Origin of the sequence: Pseudomonas delhiensis, from assembly GCF_900187975.1 — a bacterium.
Lineage (GTDB): Bacteria > Pseudomonadota > Gammaproteobacteria > Pseudomonadales > Pseudomonadaceae > Pseudomonas > Pseudomonas delhiensis.
Genome location: NZ_FZPC01000014.1, coordinates 28,259 through 44,969 on the forward strand (window position 1 = coordinate 28,259; position 16,711 = coordinate 44,969).

The window sequence follows — 16,711 nt, forward strand, 5'->3', positions numbered from 1 at the left end:
ACGGCAGCGACGGGGGTGACAGGCGCATCCTGGCCGCTGCCGGGATGCGCGTCAATCACCGCGTCAGGCGCGGGCGGCGGCATGCTCGTAGGCGTGCTGCAGCAGCACGCCGAAACGCTCGAAGGCGGCCAGGGCGCCGGCTTCGGCTTCGCGCTCTTCCGCGGCGCTCAGCGCCAGGCCGTCGAGGGTGCGGGTGAAGCGCTTCCAACCTTCGGCGCGGCCGCCGGCCGGCTCGCCCAGGTGGCGGGCGCCGAAGTTCTCGTCCAGGCCCAGGGCGGCCACGCGCTTGATCAGGAAGGCGGCGCCGAGCTTGGAGCCCTCGGAGACGAACAGCCAGCCCAGGGCTTCGGCGCGGGATGGCCTGGCGAGCGCGCCGGCCACCGGCGCCGGGACTTCCGCGCCCAGGTCGGCGAGGTCGGCCTTGGCCTGCAGGGCGCGGCAGCGCTCGGGCAGGTCGGGGAAGAGGGCGCCCAGCTCGGCGTCCTGGTACAGCGCCTGCAGTTCCGACTGGAACAGGTACTGGGCGACGACGAAGGGGGTGAAGTTCTCGCGGCTGGCGAAGGGCTCGTGGGCCTTCACCGCGTTGTCCAGGCACTGGTGCGGGGCGTGGGTCGCCAGGTTCAGGCGCTGGGAGCGCAGGGCGGGGGCTTCCAGGGTGGTCATGCAACGGGTTCCTTGAAGTGGTGGATCACTGAAGACGAGACGAACGAGAGAGGGAAAAACGTAAAGAACGATGAGAGATTTTCCTGTAGGAGCGGGCCCTGCCCGCGATTTCGCGCGCAGGGCGCGCTCCTACGGGTGAATCCGGAGGTGGGCATGGCGTAGGAGCGGATCTTATCCGCGAATCGCGCCGGTGGTTCCGGCTATCGCGGACAAGGTCCGCTCCTACACCGTCGGTACCCGCAACATCATCCTACGAAGAGCGGTTACCTCAGATATCCCACTCCAGGTTGAGCGAGAAGTTGCGGCCCGGCTGGGTCAGGCGGTCGAGGTTGGCCGGGGCCAGCACCGCGGCCTCGCCGACGCTGTCGTAGCCGCGCACGTCGTCCCACAGCCAGTACTTCTTGTCGGTGAGGTTGTACACGCCGGCGTTCAGCGTCAGGTCGTCGGTCAGCTTGTAGTAGGCGGTCAGGTCGAGGATGCCGAAGCCGGGGGTCTTGAACTGGCTGCTGGTGCCGTCCGGGGCGTTGAAGGTGGTGTCGTCGACGCGGTCCTTGCGCTTGACCAGGGTCCAGTTCAGTAGGCCGCCGTAGACCTGGCCGGGGGCGTCGTAGCCCAGGCCGAACACGCCGGTCAGCGGGTTGACGCTGTTGATCGGCTCGCCGGTGTCCTTGTTGCGGCCGTAGGCGTAGGCCACCGAGCCCTTGGTGTAGAGGCCCTGGGGCGCGCCGAACGGGGCCAGTTCCAGGCGGCCCTTGAGCTCCACGCCCTTGATGATGGCGTGCTTGATGTTGTTGCTCTGGAAGGTGACCTCGTTGTAGCCGGCGGTGATGGCGTCCTCGTTGATGAAGTCGCGGTACTTGTTGTAGAACACCGAGACGTCGAAGGTGCCGACGTCGAAGGTGCCGCGCAGGCCGGTCTCGTAGCTCTGGCTGCGCTCCGGGTCGAGGTCCGGGTTGGGTTCGACGCGGTAGCCGCTGGTGGGGTTGTCGAAGCGGCCGTACAGGGCCTTGGCGGTCGGGGTGCGGAAGCCCTGGGCGTACTGGCCGTACCACAGGTAGTTGTCGTCGAAGGCGTAGGTCACGCCGAGCTTGGGCGAGAGCTGGTGCCAGGTCTTGTCCTCGCTGCTGACCTCGCCGTCGCCGCTCTGGTCCGCGGTGTTGAGGAACTCCTCGGTGATGTGCGGCTTCAGCCGGGTGTAGTCGTAGCGCAGGCCGGGCAGGAAGGTCCAGGCGTTCCAGCGGATCTCGTCCTGGGCGAACAGGCCGTAGGTGTCGATGGTCGGGTCCGGGAAGTCGCTGCTGCGCGCCAGCACGTCGCTGGCGCTGGTGGCGCCGACGGCGCTGCAGCCGCGGCCCACCGCCAGGCAGGTGCCGTTGCCTTCGCGGTAGCCGGTGACCTTCTGCCGCTTGAGGTTGGTGCCGTAGGTCAGCAGATGGTCGGTCTGGCCCAGCTCGAAGCTCTTGTCCAGCTGCAGGTCGAACACCCACTGGCGTTCCTTGTAAAGGGTGTCGCGGGTGCGCAGGACCTGGCGGGTGATGGGGTAGTAGAACTCCTCGGTGCCCTGTTCGGTCTTCGCCACCTGGTAGTTGAAGGTCCACTTGGCGTGGTCGGCCAGCGCGCTGTCGAGCAGGAACTGGTGGTCCAGGCCGAAGCGCTCGCGGGTGATGGTGTCGTTGGCCTTGCGCCACTGGTACATGCCGCCGGGCAGCACGCTGTCGGGGATGGTCGGCGCGCCGTTGAAGTAGGGGCCGCCGTAGGCGCTCTTCTGGTCGGAGTCGACGTCGTCCTTGTAGTGCTCGTAGGTCAGGCCGAAGCGCGAGCCTTCGGCGTAGTTCCAGCCCAGCTTGGCCAGCACGTTGGTGGTGCGCACGTCCTCGGGGTTGGCCTCGGTGCGGGAGAGGCCGGTGCCGCCGTGGCTGCCGTAGGACTCGGTCTCGTGGCCGTTGCGCTGGCTGACGTGGAGCAGGGCGTCGAAGTCGTCGTGGCGGCCGGCGACGGTGGCGGAGGTCAGCCAGCTGTCGTCGGCCGAGCTGTAGCCGGCCTTCAGGCGCGCGCCGACGTCCTTGCCGTCCTTGATGATGTCGTCCGGGTCGAGGGTGAAGTAGCTCACCGCGCCGCCGATGGCGTTGCTGCCGTACAGCGCCGAGGCCGGGCCGCGGAGGATTTCCACGCGCTTGACGATCTCCGGGTCGACGTAGTTGCGCTCGGTCTGGGCATAGGGGCCGTTGAAGAAGGAGCCGGGGATCTCGACGCCGTCGACCTGCGTCAGCACGCGGTCGCCGTCGATGCCGCGGATGTTGTAGCCGGTGATGCCCGAGCGCTGGCCGGTGCCGCCGACGCTGACGCCCGGCTCGTCGCGCACCAGGTCCTTGATGCTGTTGACGTTGTTGCGGTCCAGGTCGGTGCGGCTGCGCACGCTGACGCTGTTCGGCACCTCGTTGACGTTCTGCGCCTGGCGGGTGGCGGTGACGGTCTGCGGTTGCAGCTCGATGGCGCGGGCGCCCGGGGTGCGGAACAGCACGACGTTGCGTTCGGAGACCTGGCGGTAGTCCAGGCCGCTGCCGGCCAGCAGGCGCTTGAGCGCCTGCTCGGCGCCCAGGCGGCCGGTGACGCCGGGGGAGGTGACGCCGCTGGCCAGTTCCGCCGGCAGGGCCACCTGCCAGCCGGTGACCGAGCTGAAGGCATTCAGCGCGCCGGCCAGCGGCTGGCGCTCGATGGCGAAGCGGTAGCCGGCCTGGGCCTGGCTGCTGGGTTCGGCGGCCTGGGCGCTGACGGCGGGCGCGGCGGCCAGGGCGATGGACAGTGCCAGCAGCGAAAGGCTGGCCGGTGCGCGCAGGCGATGCAGGGTGGAGCGTCGGGCGTGAGGGATCATCGAGGGCTCTCTTCTGAGTGTCGTCGCATTAAAAATGCGAATCAGTTGCATTGGCATCTGACGAAACGATCGAGGCCTCGGGATCGCGTAAAAATAATTTTTGGGGAATCGGGAGCCCGACCGTAGGGCGGATGACCGTTCGCGGTTATCCGCCGCTGGCCCATGCACCGAGGCCCACGAACAGCGGCGGATAACGCCGTAGGCGTTATGCGCCCTACGAGTTAGCGGGAATTACAAGGACTACACCTGACCTCGCTCCCGCTCGGGACGGCCCCCTCTCCCGCTTGCGGGAGAGGGTTGGGGAGAGGGCGCTCCTACAAGGGCGAGGGCAGGCGGGGTTCAGAACCCCAGCAACTGCCCCACCTGGTCCCCCTGCGGGTTGTCGCTGCGGCTCACCAGCGCGTAGTTGTAGTCGCCCTGGCTCCAGTAGCGCGTCAGCAGCTCGCCGTCCTGCCGCTGGCCGTGGGGCAGCAGGAGGTGGCCGGGGCCCGGCGGGCGGATGAAGAAGCTCAGGCGGTGGCCCTGGGCGTCTTCGTATATCACCAGCGCCGCCGCGCCCTGCTCGGTGGCCAGCAGGCGCGCGCCGACGGTGCGCAGGCCCAGGCGGTCGAGGTCGGAGGGCAGGCTGGCGTTCTCCAGGTAGCGGCCGAGCCAGTTGCGCACGTTCTCGCCGGCCCGGGTATCCAGCGGCGCGCTGCTGCCGTTGGCGGCGAACAGGCGGTAGGCCTGCACCGCGTCCTCCATCGGCTTGCCGTGCCGGACCAGGCTCATCTCGCGGGCCTGCCAGCCGCCCAGGCTGCCCACGCCCAGGGCCACCAGCAGGGCGGCGGCGACGGCCAGGCGGGCGTGGCGGCGTTCGCGCAGGCGGCGGCGGATGTGCGCCGGGTCCAGCGCCGCGCCGGCCGGCGGCAGGGGGCGGCTGGCCAGGGCGGCGCGCAGGTGCTGGGCGTCCTGTTTCCAGCCCTCGACGCGGCGGGCGTCCTGCGGGTGGCTGGCCAGCCAGGCCTCGATCCACTGCCGGCGCTCGGCGTCCAGCTGGCCGTCGACGTAGGCGTGCAGGTCGCTTTCGGTAGGAGTCAGTTCGCTCATTTGAGTACCCGTAGGGAAGGGGCGCCGCCACTGCCTTCGCTGAGCGCGCGCAGGGCCTGGCGTGCGCGCGACAGGCGCGACATCACGGTGCCGATGGGGATCTGCAGGGCCTCGCCGACCTCGCGGTAGCTCAGCCCCTCGACGCTGACCAGGGTGAGCAGGGCGCGCTGTTCGGCCGGCAGGCGTTCGAAGGCCTCCAGGGTGGACTGGGCGCTGACGATGTCCTCGGTGGAGGGGCTGTGTTCGTCCGCGCCGCCGAACAGCGAGAGGATGCGCGCATAGCGGCGGGCGCGGCGCTGGCCGTCGACGAACAGGCGGTAGAGGATGGCGAACAGCCAGGCGCGCAGGTCGCCGTCGCCGCGCTTGCCGCCCCAGGCCGACAGGGCCTTTTCCAGGGTGGCCTGGACCAGGTCGTCGGCGCTGGCCGCGTGGCGCGTCAGGGAGAGCGCGAAGCGCCGCAGGCGCGGCAGCAGTTCGCGCAGTTGCTGGTCATCCAGTTCGTTCATCGCACCGCGGCCGTCGGCCGTCTCCGTGGTTCGTCGAGCCCGTGGGACGAGCCTGCGGGCAGTTTATTCCACCGCCGATCGGCCTTGCGGCGGATTTTCCGTGCCGGGAATAACCGGGCGCCTGGGACGTCGTACGGGCTCATCGAACGCAGCCCAACGAGGACGCCCCATGACCCAACCCGACTCGGCGCCGCCGAACCTGCCCCTGCGCCTGGCGGCCATCGCCCTGGCGGTGGGCGGCCTGGCCGCCGCCTTCGCCTACGCCGCCGGCTGGATCGGCCCGCAGCGCCTGACCCCGGCGCGCCTGGTGGACAGCCTGGAGCGCAACGCCGGCGTCTACCCGGCCTACCGCCGCAACCACGCCAAGGGCCTGTGCGTGGTCGGCCATTTCGACAGCAACGGCGCCGGCGGCGAAGTTTCCCGCGCCGCGCTGTTCGCCCCGGGCAGCGTGCCGGTGGTGGGGCGCCTGGCCATCCCCGGCGGCAACCCGGCCGCCAGCGACGGCGCCGCGCCGATCCGCAGCCTGGCCCTGCGCTTCCTGCCCGGGCACGGCGGCGAATGGCGCACCGGCATGAACGCCATGCCGGTGTTCGTGGTGAACAGCGTGCAGGGCTTCTACGCGCTGCAACAGGCCTCGCAGCCGCAGCCGGGCAGCGGCAAGCCCGACCCGGCGAAGCTGGCCGCGTTCTTCCAGGCGCACCCGGAGACCGCCGCCTTCCGCGAATGGGTGAAGCGTTCCACGCCCTCGTCCAGCTATGCCAACAGCGCCTACTACGGCCTCAACGCCTTCCTCCTGGTGGACGGGCAGGGCCGCGAGCACCCGGTGCGCTGGTCGGTGCAGCCGGAGGCGCCGTACCAGCCGATCAGCGCCGAGCAGCGCGGCGAGGCCGACTTCCTCGCCGCCGAGCTGCAGCAGCGCCTGGCCCGGGGGCCGCTGAAGTGGCGCCTGCAGCTGACCCTCGGCGAGCCCGGCGACTCCACCGCCGACGCCACCCGCGCCTGGCCGGCGCAGCGCCGCAGCATCGATGCCGGCGAGCTGGTCATCGAACGCGCGCTGCTCGAGCAGGGCGGGCCCTGCCAGGACGTCAACTACGACCCGCTGGTGCTCCCCGACGGCATCCGCGCCTCCGACGACCCGCTGCTGAGCGCGCGCTCGGCGGCCTATTCGGAGTCCTTCAACCGCCGTACCCGCGAACAGGCCGCCCTGCCGGCCAGGGAGCCGCAGCCGTGAACGCCGAACCCCGCTACTTCCCCTTGCCGTTGCGCATCCTGCACTGGCTGATGGCGCCGCTGGTGATCGCCATGCTGCTGATCGGCCTGGCCATGGTCGCCAGCGCATCGCCCGCCCACGCCACCCTGGTGGCGATCCACAAGCCCCTGGGCGCGGCCCTGCTGGTGCTGGTGCTGCTGCGCCTGGCCATCCGCCTGAGCGGCCGGGTGCCGCCGCTGCCGCGGGCGATGCCGCGCTGGCAGCAACGCCTGGCCCATGCCTCGCACTACCTGCTGTACACGTTGCTGGTCCTGCAGCCGCTGGTGGGCTGGACCATGCAGTCGGCCGGCGGCTACCCGGTGGTGCTGTTCGAAGGTCACGAGCTGCCGGCCCTGGTCGATCCGTCGGTGTGGCTGCACAGCGTGCTGCGCAGCGCCCACAGCCTGATCGCCTACCTGTTGATGGCGACCATCCTGCTGCACCTGGCGGCCGCCCTGTTCCATGGCCTGGTGCGCCGCGACGCGGTGCTGCCCAGCATGACCGGCGGCCGCCTGCCGGCCGACGCCCCGGGAGAACGTCCATGAACATCCGCCCCCTCAAGCCCGTCCTGCTCGTCCTGGCCGCTACCCGGCCGCCTTCGCCGGCGAGGCCGGCGAGGCGCGTGCCGGCCCGCGTTCACTGCCGCTGCGCGCTGCCTTCGACCACGGTGACGGTGGCGGTGGTGCCGGCGCGCAGGCGGTCGCGGCCGGCGTAGGCCGGGTCCACGGCGATGCGCACCGGGATGCGCTGGGCCAGCTTGACCCAGGTGTAGCTGGGGTTGATGTTGGCCAGCAGGCGGTTGCCGGGGGCGTTCTCGCGGTCGGTGATGGCGAAGGCGATGCTCTGCACCCGGCCTTCGAAGCGCTCGCCGCTCATCAGTTCGATGCGCACCCGGTCGCCCTCGTGGATGCGCGGCAGCTTGGTTTCCTCGAAGTAGCCGCCGACGTAGAAGGAGTCGCTGTCCACCAGCGCCAGCAGTGGCGCGCCGGCGCTGGCGAAGTCGCCGGCGCGGGTCAGCAGGTTGGTCACGTAGCCGTTCACCGGGGCGTAGACGCGGGTTCGCTCCAGGTCCACCCGGGCCTGCTGCAGGGCGGTCTCGGCGAGGTGCACCTGGGCCTCGGCCAGGCCCAGGTTGGCCTGCTCGCGCACCAGCTGGGCCTGCGCCACCGAGACGTCGGTGTTGGCTTTCTCCCATTCCTCGGCGGAGATCGCCGAGCGCGCCTTGAGCGCGCGGCGGCGGTATTCCTCGCTCTGCCGCTGGCGCAGCAGCGCCTGGTTGGCGGCGATGGAGGCCCGGGACTGGCCGAGCGCGGCCCTGGCCACCGCCACCGCGCGCTCGGCGTGCTGCACCGCCAGGGCGTAGCGCTCGGGGTCGATGCGCAGCAGCAGGTCGCCCTTGTTCACGTGCTGGTTGTCCTGCACGCGCAGCTCGACGATGCGCCCGGAGACGTCCGCCGCCAGGCTCACCACGTCGGCGCGCACGCGGGCGTCGCGGGTCCAGGGGGCGCGGGTGTAGTAGCTCCAGGCGTAGCTGCCCAGGACCACGGCCAGCAGCACCACGGCCAGGGTGAGGAGCGGCGGCAACAGCTTGCGTAGCGAACCCATGTCAGTGCAGCGCTCCCATCAGCAGGACCAGGCCGGCGCAGAGGCAGGCGTAGAGGGCGCCCTCGAACAGCGCCTCGTGCCACACCAGGCGCATCACGCCGATGCGCCGCAGCAGCCAGTCCAGGGCGATGAACAGGGGTAGGGCGAGGATCAGCGCCTGGGCGACGGGGGGCAGGTAGACGCCGCCGATCTCGAAGTCAGTGGGCATGCAGGTTCTCCCGCGTGGCTTGCAGGGGGGACGGGGGTTCGCCGAGCAGGTCGCGGTAGCGCTCCAGCAGGGCGGCGGCGATCAGCAGCGACACGGCGCTGGCGAACAGGGGCCGCAGGGCCAGGCCAGGGGCGGTTTCGCGTTCGGCGTGAAAGGCGTCCAGGCGCTCGCTCAGGCCGGGCAGGCGCGGCAGCAGCTCGTCCAGGCCACGGCGTGGCGGCTGCGCCAGCGCCTCGGCGAGGTCGTCCAGGCACTGCGCCAGGGGCGCGCGGAAGTCCGCCGGCAACCCCGGGGCCAGGGCCTCGCGGCGCAGCTGGTGCAGCACCACGCCGAGGGTCATGCACGCCAGGGTGCATTCGAAGCGCCGCGCCGACAGCGCCTCGCGCGCCGCCGGCAGCAGCCCGAGCATGTTCGCCAGGCGGTCCACCAGGCGGCTCTCGAAACTGAAGCGGTGCGCCTCGTCGGGCCGGGCCAGCAGCACCTGGCGCACCTCGTCGCGGCTCTGCAGGAACAGCCGGCGGATGCGCGCGTCCGGGGCGAAGGGGAAGATGCAGGCGTAGGCCAGCAGCGACAGGCCGGTGGCGAAGGCGTAGCCGCCGGCGAACTCGAACCACTGGATGGCGTCGTTGAACCAGACGCCCTGGTTCTGCGGCCCGACCATGAGGAAGCTGGTCAGCCCCAGGCCGATGGCGATGCCGGCGGTCTGCGGGCTGTACAGGCCGATGGCGACCAGGTACAGCAGCGGCGCGAGCAGCAGCGCCAGCATCTCGAAGTCGGCCACCGTCGGCAGGCCGAGGAACAGCAGCAGCGCCGAGGCCAGGAAGGCCAGCAGCAGGCCGCGCAGGTAGTTCTGGCAGGCCGCCAGCGGCCGCGGGAAGGTGGCCAGCAGGGAGCAGAGGATGGCCACCAGGATCAATCCGCCGCGGGCGCCGTCCCAGGCCGTCTCGACCCACACCAGCGCGCCCAGGCTCAGCGCCAGGAAGGCGCGCACCCCGTTCATCAGCGCCAGGCGGTAGTCCAGGTGCAGGGCCTGGGCGCGGCCCTGGTGCACCGCGCAGCTGCCCGGGCGGCCCTCGCGGATGGCCTCGGCCAGCTCCAGCATTTCGTCCAGCTGCTGCATCAGCCGCGCCTGCTCGTAGCGCAGGCCCCAGGCCAGCGAACGCAGGGCGGCGGGCAGGCCGTCGGCGAGCTGCTCGACTTCGCTGGCGGCGTTGTCGAAGCGCCGGCGCAGCCGGGTGATGCGCTTGCGGCTGGCGGCGGGCAGGGCGTTGCCGTGGCGCGCCAGTTCTTCCAGGCAGGCCAGCTCGTCCTCGCGCAGGCGCTGCACGGCCGGCGGCAGCGGGCCGTCCAGGCGTTGCAGGACGAGCGTGCGCTGGCGGTGCAGGATGGCCAGGCGCGAGGTCATCAGCACCAGCTGGTTGCCCAGCAGCTGCACCAGGCCGTCGACGCTGCGCAGGCGCGGGGCGTCGAAGTAGAGGTGGCGGCGCAAGCCTTCCAGGGCGCCGATCTCGCCCAGCAGCTGCATCTGCCGGCGGCGGAAGTCTTCCTCCGGTTCCTGCGCGCGCACCGCCGCGGCGGCATGCACGGCGATCAGCCGCAGCAGCACGTCGACCTTGGCGAAGTAGCCGCGCGCCACGCCTTCGGGGCGGGCGAAGAACAGGCTGACCAGGGTCACGCAGGCCACCCCCAGCAGCGTCTCGGTGACCCGCGTGATGGCCAGGCCGTAGGTGCCCTGCGGGTCGGGCTGGGCCAGCAGCGCCACTATCACCGCGGTGAAGCCGGCGAGCACGAAGGCATGGGAATGGGTGTAGCGCAGCAGGGTGCCGCCGGCGGTGCACAGCCCCAGCCACAGCGCCAGGGTGAGCAGGAAGGGCAGCGGCGCCTGGGGGAACAGCGCCATGACGCCCACCGCCACCGCGCCGCCGAGGGTGGTGCCCAGCACCTGGGCGAAGCTCTTCTGCAGGGTCATGCCGGCCAGCGGCTGGCTGATGATGACCACCGTCATGCTCGCCCACTTGGGTTGGTCGAGGTCGAGCAGGAAGGCCAGGTACAGCGTCAGCAGCCCGGCCAGCACGGTGCGCAGGGCGAACAGCAGGCTGTCGGCCGTGGGCTGCAGCAAGGCGCGGAGGTAGACGAGCAGGGGTTGCATGCCGGCTCCGGGGCGGCTGGGGAACCCCTTCAGTCTGGCCCAGGCGGCGGATTTTGCCGGCCGGCTTCAGCGCAGCCGGCTGTCGATGTGGATTTCACCGCTGAGCAGCTTGTGCACCGGGCAGGCGTTGGCGATCTCCAGCAGGCGCTGGCGCTGGGCGTCGTCCAGCGCGCCGTTCAGGTCGATGTCGCGGGCGATGCGGCTGTTGCCGGGCTTCTCCTGGCTCAGCGCGAGTTGCACCTGGATGCCGTCCAGCGGCCACTGCTTGCGCCGCGCGTACATGGCCAGGGTGATGGCGGTGCAGGCGCCCAGGGACGACAGCAGCAGTTGGAAGGGCGCCGGCCCCTGGTTGCCGCCGCCCAGTTCGGCGGGCTCGTCGGCCAGCCACTGGTGCAGGCCGTCGGACAGGCTGACCTGGTAGGGAATGCCGGCGTGGCTGGCGGTGACGGTGGCGTCGCTCATGGCAAGGCTCCTTGGCCTGGATGGGTGGCTTGGGAGTCTAACCGCCCAGCGCCTCGGCGCGCAGTGCGTTGAAAGTAGCCTCTACTTCGTCGTTGGGACGGCCCAGCCCCGCCAGCAGCGAGGCGCGTGCCGTGTCTACCTTTTGTTGCAGATACTCGTCGTATTCGTCGAGCCGCGTCTGCTCGGTTGGTGGTGCAGCAACGGCGGGCGATTCGGTCTTCGTCTTTGCGTTCATCGCTCATTTCCAGGTGGGCCAGGAAGCGTTCGCATTCTGCCTGGTAGCTAGCTGCGCTGTCAGGCCCCCCGCGCCTGCTGCAAGCGGATGTGCCGCCGCGCGCTGCGCGCCAGGCGGATGCCCAGCAGGATGGCCGCGCAGGTCAGGCCGACGATCAGCCCCTCCCACAGCCCGCGCGGGCCGGTGGGTTGTTGGAACCAGTCGGTGAGGCCGAGGCTGTAGCCCACCGGCAGGCCGATGCCCCAGTAGGCGAACAGGGTGATGATCATGGTCGCGCGGGTGTCCTGGTAGCCGCGCAGGGCGCCGGCGGCGGTGACCTGCAGGCCGTCGGAGAACTGGAACAGCGCCGAGTACACCAGCAGCGCGGCGGCCAGGGCCAGCACCTCGGGGTCGCGGGTGTAGAGCGCGGCGATGTGCTCGCGGAACAGCAGCATGGCGCTGGCCGAGATGGCCGCCCAGGCCAGCGCCGTGGCCATCCCTGTGCCGGCGGAGAAGCGCGCGTCGCGCGGGCGGCTGGCGCCCAGGGCCTGGCCGACGCGCACGGTCACCGCCATGGCCAGGGCGTAGGGGATCATGAAGGCCAGGGCGCTGATGTTCAGGGCGATCTGGTGGCCGGCCACGACCTTCTCGCCCAGCTCGCCGATCAGCAGGGCGATCACCGAGAAGATGCTCGACTCGGCGAAGATGGCGATGCCGATGGGCAGGCCGACGCTGACCAGGGCGCCGATCACCTTGCGGTCGGGCCGCTCCCAGCGGGCGAACAGGGCGCTGGGCTTGTACACCCGGGCGCTGTTCACCCACCCCAGCATACCCAGCAGCATGAACCACATCACCGTGCCGGTGGCCCAGCCGCAGCCGGCGCCGCCCAGGGCGGGGAAGCCCAGGTGGCCGTATATCAGCACGTAGTTGAGGGGGATGTTCAGCAGCAGCCCGCAGATGCCCAGCACCATGCTCGGCCGGGTGCGTCCCAGGCCGTCGCTGAAGCAGCGCAGCACGTGGTACAGGGCCACCGCCGGCAGGCCGCAGGCGATGCCGCGCAGGTAGAAGCGGCTGGGTTCGATCAGCGCATCCTCGACCTTCATCGCCCGCAGGATGGGCTCGGAGAGGAACCACAGCGCGGCCGCCGCCAGCGGCCCCACCAGCAGCGCCAGCCACAGCGCCTGGCGCACCAGCGGGCCGGTGCCGGGCTGGTCGCCGGCGCCGAAGCGCTGGGCGACCTTGGCGGTGGTGGCCAGCAGGGTGCCGGTCATCAGCAGGAACACCGGGATCCAGATGGAGTTGCCCAGGGCCACCGCGGCCAGGTCGCGCGGGCCGACGCGGCCGGCCATGACGGCGTCGACGAAGCCCATGGCGGTGGTGGCCAGCTGGGCGATCATGATGGGCGCGGCGAGGGTGAGCAGCTCCCTGAGTTCGGTGGCGATGCGCCGTCCGCGCGAGACGGGCTGGGCAATGGCAGTCACGGCTGTCCTTGGCTGAGCGTACGTGGGGAAGCCGGCCAGTCTATCGCCTGACGCCATGGTCAGGAAAGCGCCGCGCACGCGGGCCGCGACCCCCGGCCGTGGCGCTGGTAAAGTGACGGGAATCATCCGTAGGCGCTTTCCTCACAGGAGCTTTGCCCATGCGCATCCTTGCCGACGAGAACATTCCCCTGGCCGAGGCCTTCTTCGGCGCCCAGGGCGAGATCCGCCGCCTGCCCGGGCGCGCCATCGACCGCGCCGCCCTGGACGACGCCGAGGTGCTGCTGGTGCGCTCGGTGACCCAGGTCGACCGCGAGTTGCTGGAAGGCAGCGCGGTACGCTTCGTCGGCACTTGCACCATCGGCACCGACCATCTGGACCTGGGCTACTTCGCCGAGGCTGGCATCGCCTGGTCCAGCGCGCCGGGCTGCAACGCCCGCGGCGTGGTGGACTGGGTGCTGGGCAGCCTGCTGGCGCTGGCCGAAGCCCACGGCGCGGACCTGGCCAGGCGCCGCTACGGCGTGGTCGGCGCCGGCCAGGTCGGCGGGCGCCTGGTGGACGTGCTGCGCGGCCTGGGCTGGGACGTGCGGGTGTGCGACCCGCCGCGGCAGGCCGCCGAGGGCGGCGACTTCGTCAGCCTGGAGGAGATCGTCCACGAGTGCGACGTGATCAGCCTGCACACGCCGCTGACCAGCATGGGCGCGCACATGACCCGCCACCTGATCGACGCCGAGCGCCTGGCCCACCTGCGCCCCGGCACCTGGCTGCTAAACGCCAGCCGCGGCGCGGTGGTGGACAACCTGGCGCTGCGCCAGCGCCTGGAGAGCGGCGCCGCCCTCGACGTGGCGCTGGACGTCTGGGAGGGCGAGCCCCAGGCCGACCCCGAGCTGGCCCAGCTGTGCCGCATCGCCACCCCGCACATCGCCGGCTACAGCCTGGACGGCAAGTTGCGCGGCACCGCGCAGATCTACGAGGCCTTCTGCGCCTGGCGCGGCATCGAGCCCAGCGTGCAGCTGGACGACCTGCTGCCGGCGCAATGGCTGATGGAACTGGGCCTGGGCGAGGACTGCGCGCCGGACTGGGCGCTGGGCCTGCTGTGCCGCGCGGTGTACGACCCGCGTGGCGACGACGCGGCCTTCCGCCGTAGCCTGGTGGGCGGCGCCGAAGCGCGCCGCGAGGCCTTCGATGCGCTGCGCAAGCATTACCCGCCGCGCCGCGAGATCACCGGCCTGTGGGTGGACATCCAGGGCGAGGCGCCGGCGCTGGAACGCCTGGTGCGGGCGCTGGGCGCCAACCGGGTGGGCGAGTAGGCGAGACGGGGAAGAGGGCCCGCCGCGGGCGCGGCGGGCCGGAGGGGCTCAGCGCGCGCGCTTTTGCACGCAGCTGCCCTCCAGTTCGCGGCAGGCGCGCTGGATCATGTCTTCGGTGATGGGTATTTCGCGGCCCTGGGCGTCGATGATCGAGCCGCCCACCGGCTGGTCCGGGGTCGGCCGCGGGGGTTCGCGACGTGGGGCGTTGTCGTGGGTCGGGTGCGAGCTCATGGCCAAACTCCTCATCGAAAGCTGCTGCAGTCTAGGCAGAATCACATGAAGTCCCGGTGACAGCGCAGCGCACGCCGGGCGAAACGACCGCCATGGCCGCGGGCGCAAGCCGGGCGGCGGGGCGGTGAATGCTTGTTATGAGCCGGTCCCTCCCGGACCTGGTATCCGTGGGAAAGTCCCTTGAGGTTGAGTATGGACGGATTTCACCTGGGCCTGATCGTCAATCCGCTGGCCGGTATCGGCGGCGCCGCCGCGCTCAAGGGCAGCGATGGCGTCGCCGAACGGGCCCTGGCGCTGGGGGCCGCGCCGCGCGCGGCCGAGCGTACCCGCCAGGCCCTGGAGGTGCTGCTGCCGCTGCGCGAGCGCCTGCGCTGGCTGACCTTCCCGGGACCGATGGGCGGCGACCTGCTGGCCGAGCTGGGCTTCCGCTTCGAGGTGGTCGGCGAGCTGGCAGGCGAGCGCACCAGCGCCGCGGACACTCGCCGCGCCGTGACCCTGCTGCAGGACGCCGGGGTGGCGCTGATCCTCTTCGCCGGCGGCGACGGCACCGCCCGCGACGTCGCCGCGGTGGCGCGCGAGGGCCAGCCGGTGCTGGGCATCCCGGCCGGGGTGAAGATCCATTCCGGGGTCTACGCGGTCAGCCCGCGGGCGGCCGGCGAGCTGGCCCGGCGCCTGGTGGAGGGCGGCCTGGTGCGCCTGGCCCAGGGCGAGGTGCGCGACCTCGACGAGGCGGCGCTGCGCGAGGGCAGGGTGGCGGCGCGCTGGTACGCCGAGCTGACGGTGCCGGAGGAAGGCAGCTTCATGCAGCACGTGAAGCAGGCCGGGGTGGAGACCGAGGAACTGGTGCTGGCCGACATCGCCGACTGGCTGCGCGACACCTGGGAGGACGACGTGCGCTACGTCTTCGGCCCCGGCTCGACGCTGCACGGCCTGGCCCGCGAGCTGGGCCTGGAGACCACGCTGCTGGGCGTGGACGTGATCGAGAACGGCGAGGTGATCGCCCGCGACGTCACCGAGCAGCAATTGTTCGAACTGGTGGACGACTACCCCAGCTGGCTGCTGGTGACGGTGATCGGCGGCCAGGGCCACGTGATCGGCCGCGGCAACCAGCAGATCAGCCCGCGGGTGCTGCGCGCCATCGGCCTGGAACGCCTGCGGGTGGTGGCCACCAAGCGCAAGCTCGGCACCCTGGAGGGCCGGCCGCTGCTGGTGGACAGCGGCGACCCGCAGCTGGACGCGAGCTTCCCCGACGTGCTGCGGGTCTGGGCCGGCTACAAGGAAGAGCTGCTCTACCCGTTGGCCGAGGCGCTGTAGCCGCCCAGGCCGAGGAAGCGCGCCAGCGGGGCGATGCGCGACAGCAGGCAGCGCTCCAGCAGCCAGACCAGCAGCGACGCCCCCAGCAGCGGCAGGTACAGCCCCAGCAGCACCAGCACGGCGAGGGCCAGTGCCGGGTAGCGGGCGCCTGCCATGGCCACCGGCGCGCCCAGCACACCTTGCGGCCGGCGCCGCCACCAGAGCACCAGGGCGCTGAGCGCCAGGCAGACCAGCCCCAGGGTGGTGAACAGGCCGAGCAGTTGGTTGGCCACGCCGAACAGCTGGCCCTCGTGGGCCGCCACGCCATAGCCGATGACGCGGTCCAGCAGCGGCCGCTGGACGAAGTCCACGCGCTCGAGCACTGCGCCGGTCTGCCCGTCCAGCACCAGGTTGACGCGCTGCGGGCGGTTGGCCGCGTCCGAACGCGCCGTCCACCGCGGCGCCATGGCCGAGGGCGGCGCCAGCAGCACGGGGTAGGGCAGGTCCAGCGCCTGCACGGTCGGCAGCATGCGGTCCAGGGCGGTGTAGTCCGGTGCCGGCGGCGGCATGCCGGGCATGGCGTGGTGCATCATGCCCGGCATGTTGGCGTGCTCGTCCGCCGGGGCGGCGTTCTGCGCGCGGCGCTGGGCCATTTCCGAGGCGCGGCCGGTGGTCCAGTCCTGTTGCACCGTCTGCCTGGCCACCCATTGGCGGACGTCCTTGAGCGCACCGCCCCAGAAGGTTGCCCAGGGCAGGCCGCTGAGGATCAGCAGCAGGGCGAACAGCGACACCCAGAACCCGGTCACCCCGTGCAAGTCGCGCCAGAACAGGCGCCCGCGCTGGCCCAGGCGCGGGTAGAGCACCCCGCCCAGGCGCGTGCCGCGCGGCCACCAGAGGTACAGGCCGGTCACCAGCAACAGCACCGTCCAGCAGGCGGCCAGCTCCACCAGGTAGGAACCGGTGCTGCCCATCAGCAACTCGCCGTGCAGGTGGAACAGCTGGCGGCTGAAGCGCTGGTCCTCGGCCACCCGGTGCAGCACCCGGGCATCGGTCGGGTCGACGTAGACGCGGTACAGCCCCTCGCCGCTGCCGACCAGCACCTGCGCCGCATCGCGCGGGCCATCGGGCAACTGGTAGGCGTTCAGTCGCGCGCCGGGCACGGCGGCCAGGGCTGCGCGCACCTGTTCGCTGACCGGCAGCCGCGCGGCGGCCGCGTCTACCTGGTTGTAGGGGCTGTCGAGCAGGGCGTCGATCTGCGGGCGGAACAGGTAGACCGAGCCGGTCAGCGACAGGGCGAGGACGAACGGGATGCAGAACAGGCCTGCATAGAAGTGCCAGCGCCAGATCAGGCGGTACAGCGCGGCGCGGTTGGCTGGTTGCAT

16 protein-coding genes are annotated in these 16,711 nt (G+C 71.6%); 4 read left to right on the plus strand and 12 right to left on the minus strand.

Features of this window, described 5'->3' with window-relative positions:
* Positions 1-63: 63 nt before the first annotated feature.
* The 4 genes from CHC02_RS14115 to CHC02_RS14130 form a co-directional block, all read right to left on the minus strand.
* A complete protein-coding gene (locus CHC02_RS14115) occupies positions 64-663 on the minus strand; it encodes a biliverdin-producing heme oxygenase (RefSeq protein ID WP_089392085.1) in 600 nt (199 codons plus the stop codon).
* 268 nt (positions 664-931) lie between these two features.
* Positions 932-3,535, minus strand: coding sequence for a TonB-dependent receptor (locus CHC02_RS14120; protein WP_089392086.1), 2,604 nt, complete (start codon positions 3,533-3,535; stop codon positions 932-934).
* A gap of 339 nt (positions 3,536-3,874) precedes the next feature.
* Positions 3,875-4,624: an anti-sigma factor family protein gene (locus CHC02_RS14125; RefSeq protein WP_089392087.1), complete on the minus strand. Its 750-nt coding sequence runs from the start codon at positions 4,622-4,624 to the stop codon at positions 3,875-3,877.
* Entirely contained in the window at positions 4,621-5,130 is a 510-nt protein-coding gene (locus CHC02_RS14130; protein WP_089392088.1) for a sigma-70 family RNA polymerase sigma factor, read from the minus strand. Before CHC02_RS14130 ends, CHC02_RS14125 begins: the two co-directional genes overlap by 4 nt.
* 169 nt (positions 5,131-5,299) lie before the next feature.
* Between CHC02_RS14130 and CHC02_RS14135 the strand changes: the two genes are divergently transcribed.
* Positions 5,300-6,361, plus strand: a complete 1,062-nt coding sequence (locus CHC02_RS14135; RefSeq protein ID WP_089392089.1) for a catalase family peroxidase — start codon at positions 5,300-5,302, stop codon at positions 6,359-6,361.
* Positions 6,358-6,924, plus strand: coding sequence for a cytochrome b (locus tag CHC02_RS14140; RefSeq protein WP_089392090.1), 567 nt, complete (start codon positions 6,358-6,360; stop codon positions 6,922-6,924). The genes CHC02_RS14135 and CHC02_RS14140 overlap by 4 nt, the downstream gene beginning before the upstream one ends.
* 91 nt (positions 6,925-7,015) lie before the next feature.
* On the opposite strand, the gene CHC02_RS14145 is transcribed toward CHC02_RS14140, so the two are convergent.
* The 6 genes from CHC02_RS14145 to CHC02_RS14170 all read right to left on the minus strand — a co-directional run bounded on the left by CHC02_RS14145 (position 7,016) and on the right by CHC02_RS14170 (position 12,498).
* Positions 7,016-7,984 carry an HlyD family secretion protein gene (locus CHC02_RS14145; protein ID WP_089392091.1) on the minus strand — a complete coding sequence of 323 codons (969 nt, stop codon included), beginning with the start codon at positions 7,982-7,984 and terminating at the stop codon, positions 7,016-7,018.
* Between the two features lies 1 nt (position 7,985).
* Positions 7,986-8,192 carry a DUF1656 domain-containing protein gene (locus CHC02_RS14150; RefSeq protein ID WP_089392092.1) on the minus strand — a complete coding sequence of 69 codons (207 nt, stop codon included), beginning with the start codon at positions 8,190-8,192 and terminating at the stop codon, positions 7,986-7,988.
* Positions 8,182-10,341, minus strand: a complete 2,160-nt coding sequence (locus CHC02_RS14155) for an FUSC family protein (RefSeq protein ID WP_089392093.1) — start codon at positions 10,339-10,341, stop codon at positions 8,182-8,184. Before CHC02_RS14155 ends, CHC02_RS14150 begins: the two co-directional genes overlap by 11 nt.
* Positions 10,342-10,407: 66 nt before the next feature.
* On the minus strand, positions 10,408-10,803 hold the full coding sequence (locus CHC02_RS14160) for an OsmC family protein (protein ID WP_089392094.1): 396 nt from the start codon (positions 10,801-10,803) through the stop codon (positions 10,408-10,410).
* 37 nt (positions 10,804-10,840) lie between these two features.
* A complete protein-coding gene (locus tag CHC02_RS14165) occupies positions 10,841-11,038 on the minus strand; it encodes a hypothetical protein (protein ID WP_089392095.1) in 198 nt (65 codons plus the stop codon).
* 59 nt (positions 11,039-11,097) lie between these two features.
* Complete coding sequence (locus CHC02_RS14170) at positions 11,098-12,498, minus strand: MATE family efflux transporter (protein ID WP_089392096.1); 1,401 nt, start codon at positions 12,496-12,498, stop codon at positions 11,098-11,100.
* Positions 12,499-12,656: 158 nt separating this feature from the next.
* On the opposite strand from CHC02_RS14170, the gene pdxB reads away from it, so the two are divergent.
* On the plus strand, positions 12,657-13,805 hold the full coding sequence (gene pdxB / locus CHC02_RS14175; protein ID WP_089392097.1) for a 4-phosphoerythronate dehydrogenase PdxB: 1,149 nt from the start codon (positions 12,657-12,659) through the stop codon (positions 13,803-13,805).
* 48 nt (positions 13,806-13,853) lie between these two features.
* Here the strand turns inward: pdxB and CHC02_RS14180 are convergent, their stop codons facing one another.
* Entirely contained in the window at positions 13,854-14,036 is a 183-nt protein-coding gene (locus CHC02_RS14180) for a PA1571 family protein (protein WP_089392098.1), read from the minus strand.
* Between the two features lie 192 nt (positions 14,037-14,228).
* Between CHC02_RS14180 and CHC02_RS14185 the strand changes: the two genes are divergently transcribed.
* Complete coding sequence (locus CHC02_RS14185; protein WP_089392099.1) at positions 14,229-15,350, plus strand: ATP-NAD kinase family protein; 1,122 nt, start codon at positions 14,229-14,231, stop codon at positions 15,348-15,350.
* On the opposite strand, the gene CHC02_RS14190 is transcribed toward CHC02_RS14185, so the two are convergent.
* Entirely contained in the window at positions 15,326-16,711 is a 1,386-nt protein-coding gene (locus CHC02_RS14190) for a PepSY-associated TM helix domain-containing protein (protein ID WP_089392100.1), read from the minus strand. The genes CHC02_RS14185 and CHC02_RS14190 overlap by 25 nt on opposite strands.

Bases quoted from the DNA above. Each gene is read 5' to 3' on its own strand.
- CHC02_RS14115 (WP_089392085.1), bottom strand. From the start codon at position 663: ATGACCACCCTGGAAGCCCCCGCCCTGCGCTCCCAGCGCCTGAACCTG.
- CHC02_RS14120 (WP_089392086.1), bottom strand. From the start codon at position 3,535: ATGATCCCTCACGCCCGACGCTCCACCCTGCATCGCCTGCGCGCACCG.
- CHC02_RS14125 (WP_089392087.1), bottom strand. From the start codon at position 4,624: ATGAGCGAACTGACTCCTACCGAAAGCGACCTGCACGCCTACGTCGAC.
- CHC02_RS14130 (WP_089392088.1), bottom strand. From the start codon at position 5,130: ATGAACGAACTGGATGACCAGCAACTGCGCGAACTGCTGCCGCGCCTG.
- CHC02_RS14135 (WP_089392089.1), top strand. From the start codon at position 5,300: ATGACCCAACCCGACTCGGCGCCGCCGAACCTGCCCCTGCGCCTGGCG.
- CHC02_RS14145 (WP_089392091.1), bottom strand. From the start codon at position 7,984: ATGGGTTCGCTACGCAAGCTGTTGCCGCCGCTCCTCACCCTGGCCGTG.
- CHC02_RS14150 (WP_089392092.1), bottom strand. From the start codon at position 8,192: ATGCCCACTGACTTCGAGATCGGCGGCGTCTACCTGCCCCCCGTCGCC.
- CHC02_RS14155 (WP_089392093.1), bottom strand. From the start codon at position 10,341: ATGCAACCCCTGCTCGTCTACCTCCGCGCCTTGCTGCAGCCCACGGCC.
- CHC02_RS14160 (WP_089392094.1), bottom strand. From the start codon at position 10,803: ATGAGCGACGCCACCGTCACCGCCAGCCACGCCGGCATTCCCTACCAG.
- CHC02_RS14165 (WP_089392095.1), bottom strand. From the start codon at position 11,038: ATGAACGCAAAGACGAAGACCGAATCGCCCGCCGTTGCTGCACCACCA.
- pdxB (WP_089392097.1), top strand. From the start codon at position 12,657: ATGCGCATCCTTGCCGACGAGAACATTCCCCTGGCCGAGGCCTTCTTC.
- CHC02_RS14180 (WP_089392098.1), bottom strand. From the start codon at position 14,036: ATGAGCTCGCACCCGACCCACGACAACGCCCCACGTCGCGAACCCCCG.
- CHC02_RS14185 (WP_089392099.1), top strand. From the start codon at position 14,229: ATGGACGGATTTCACCTGGGCCTGATCGTCAATCCGCTGGCCGGTATC.
- CHC02_RS14190 (WP_089392100.1), bottom strand. From the start codon at position 16,711: ATGCAACCAGCCAACCGCGCCGCGCTGTACCGCCTGATCTGGCGCTGG.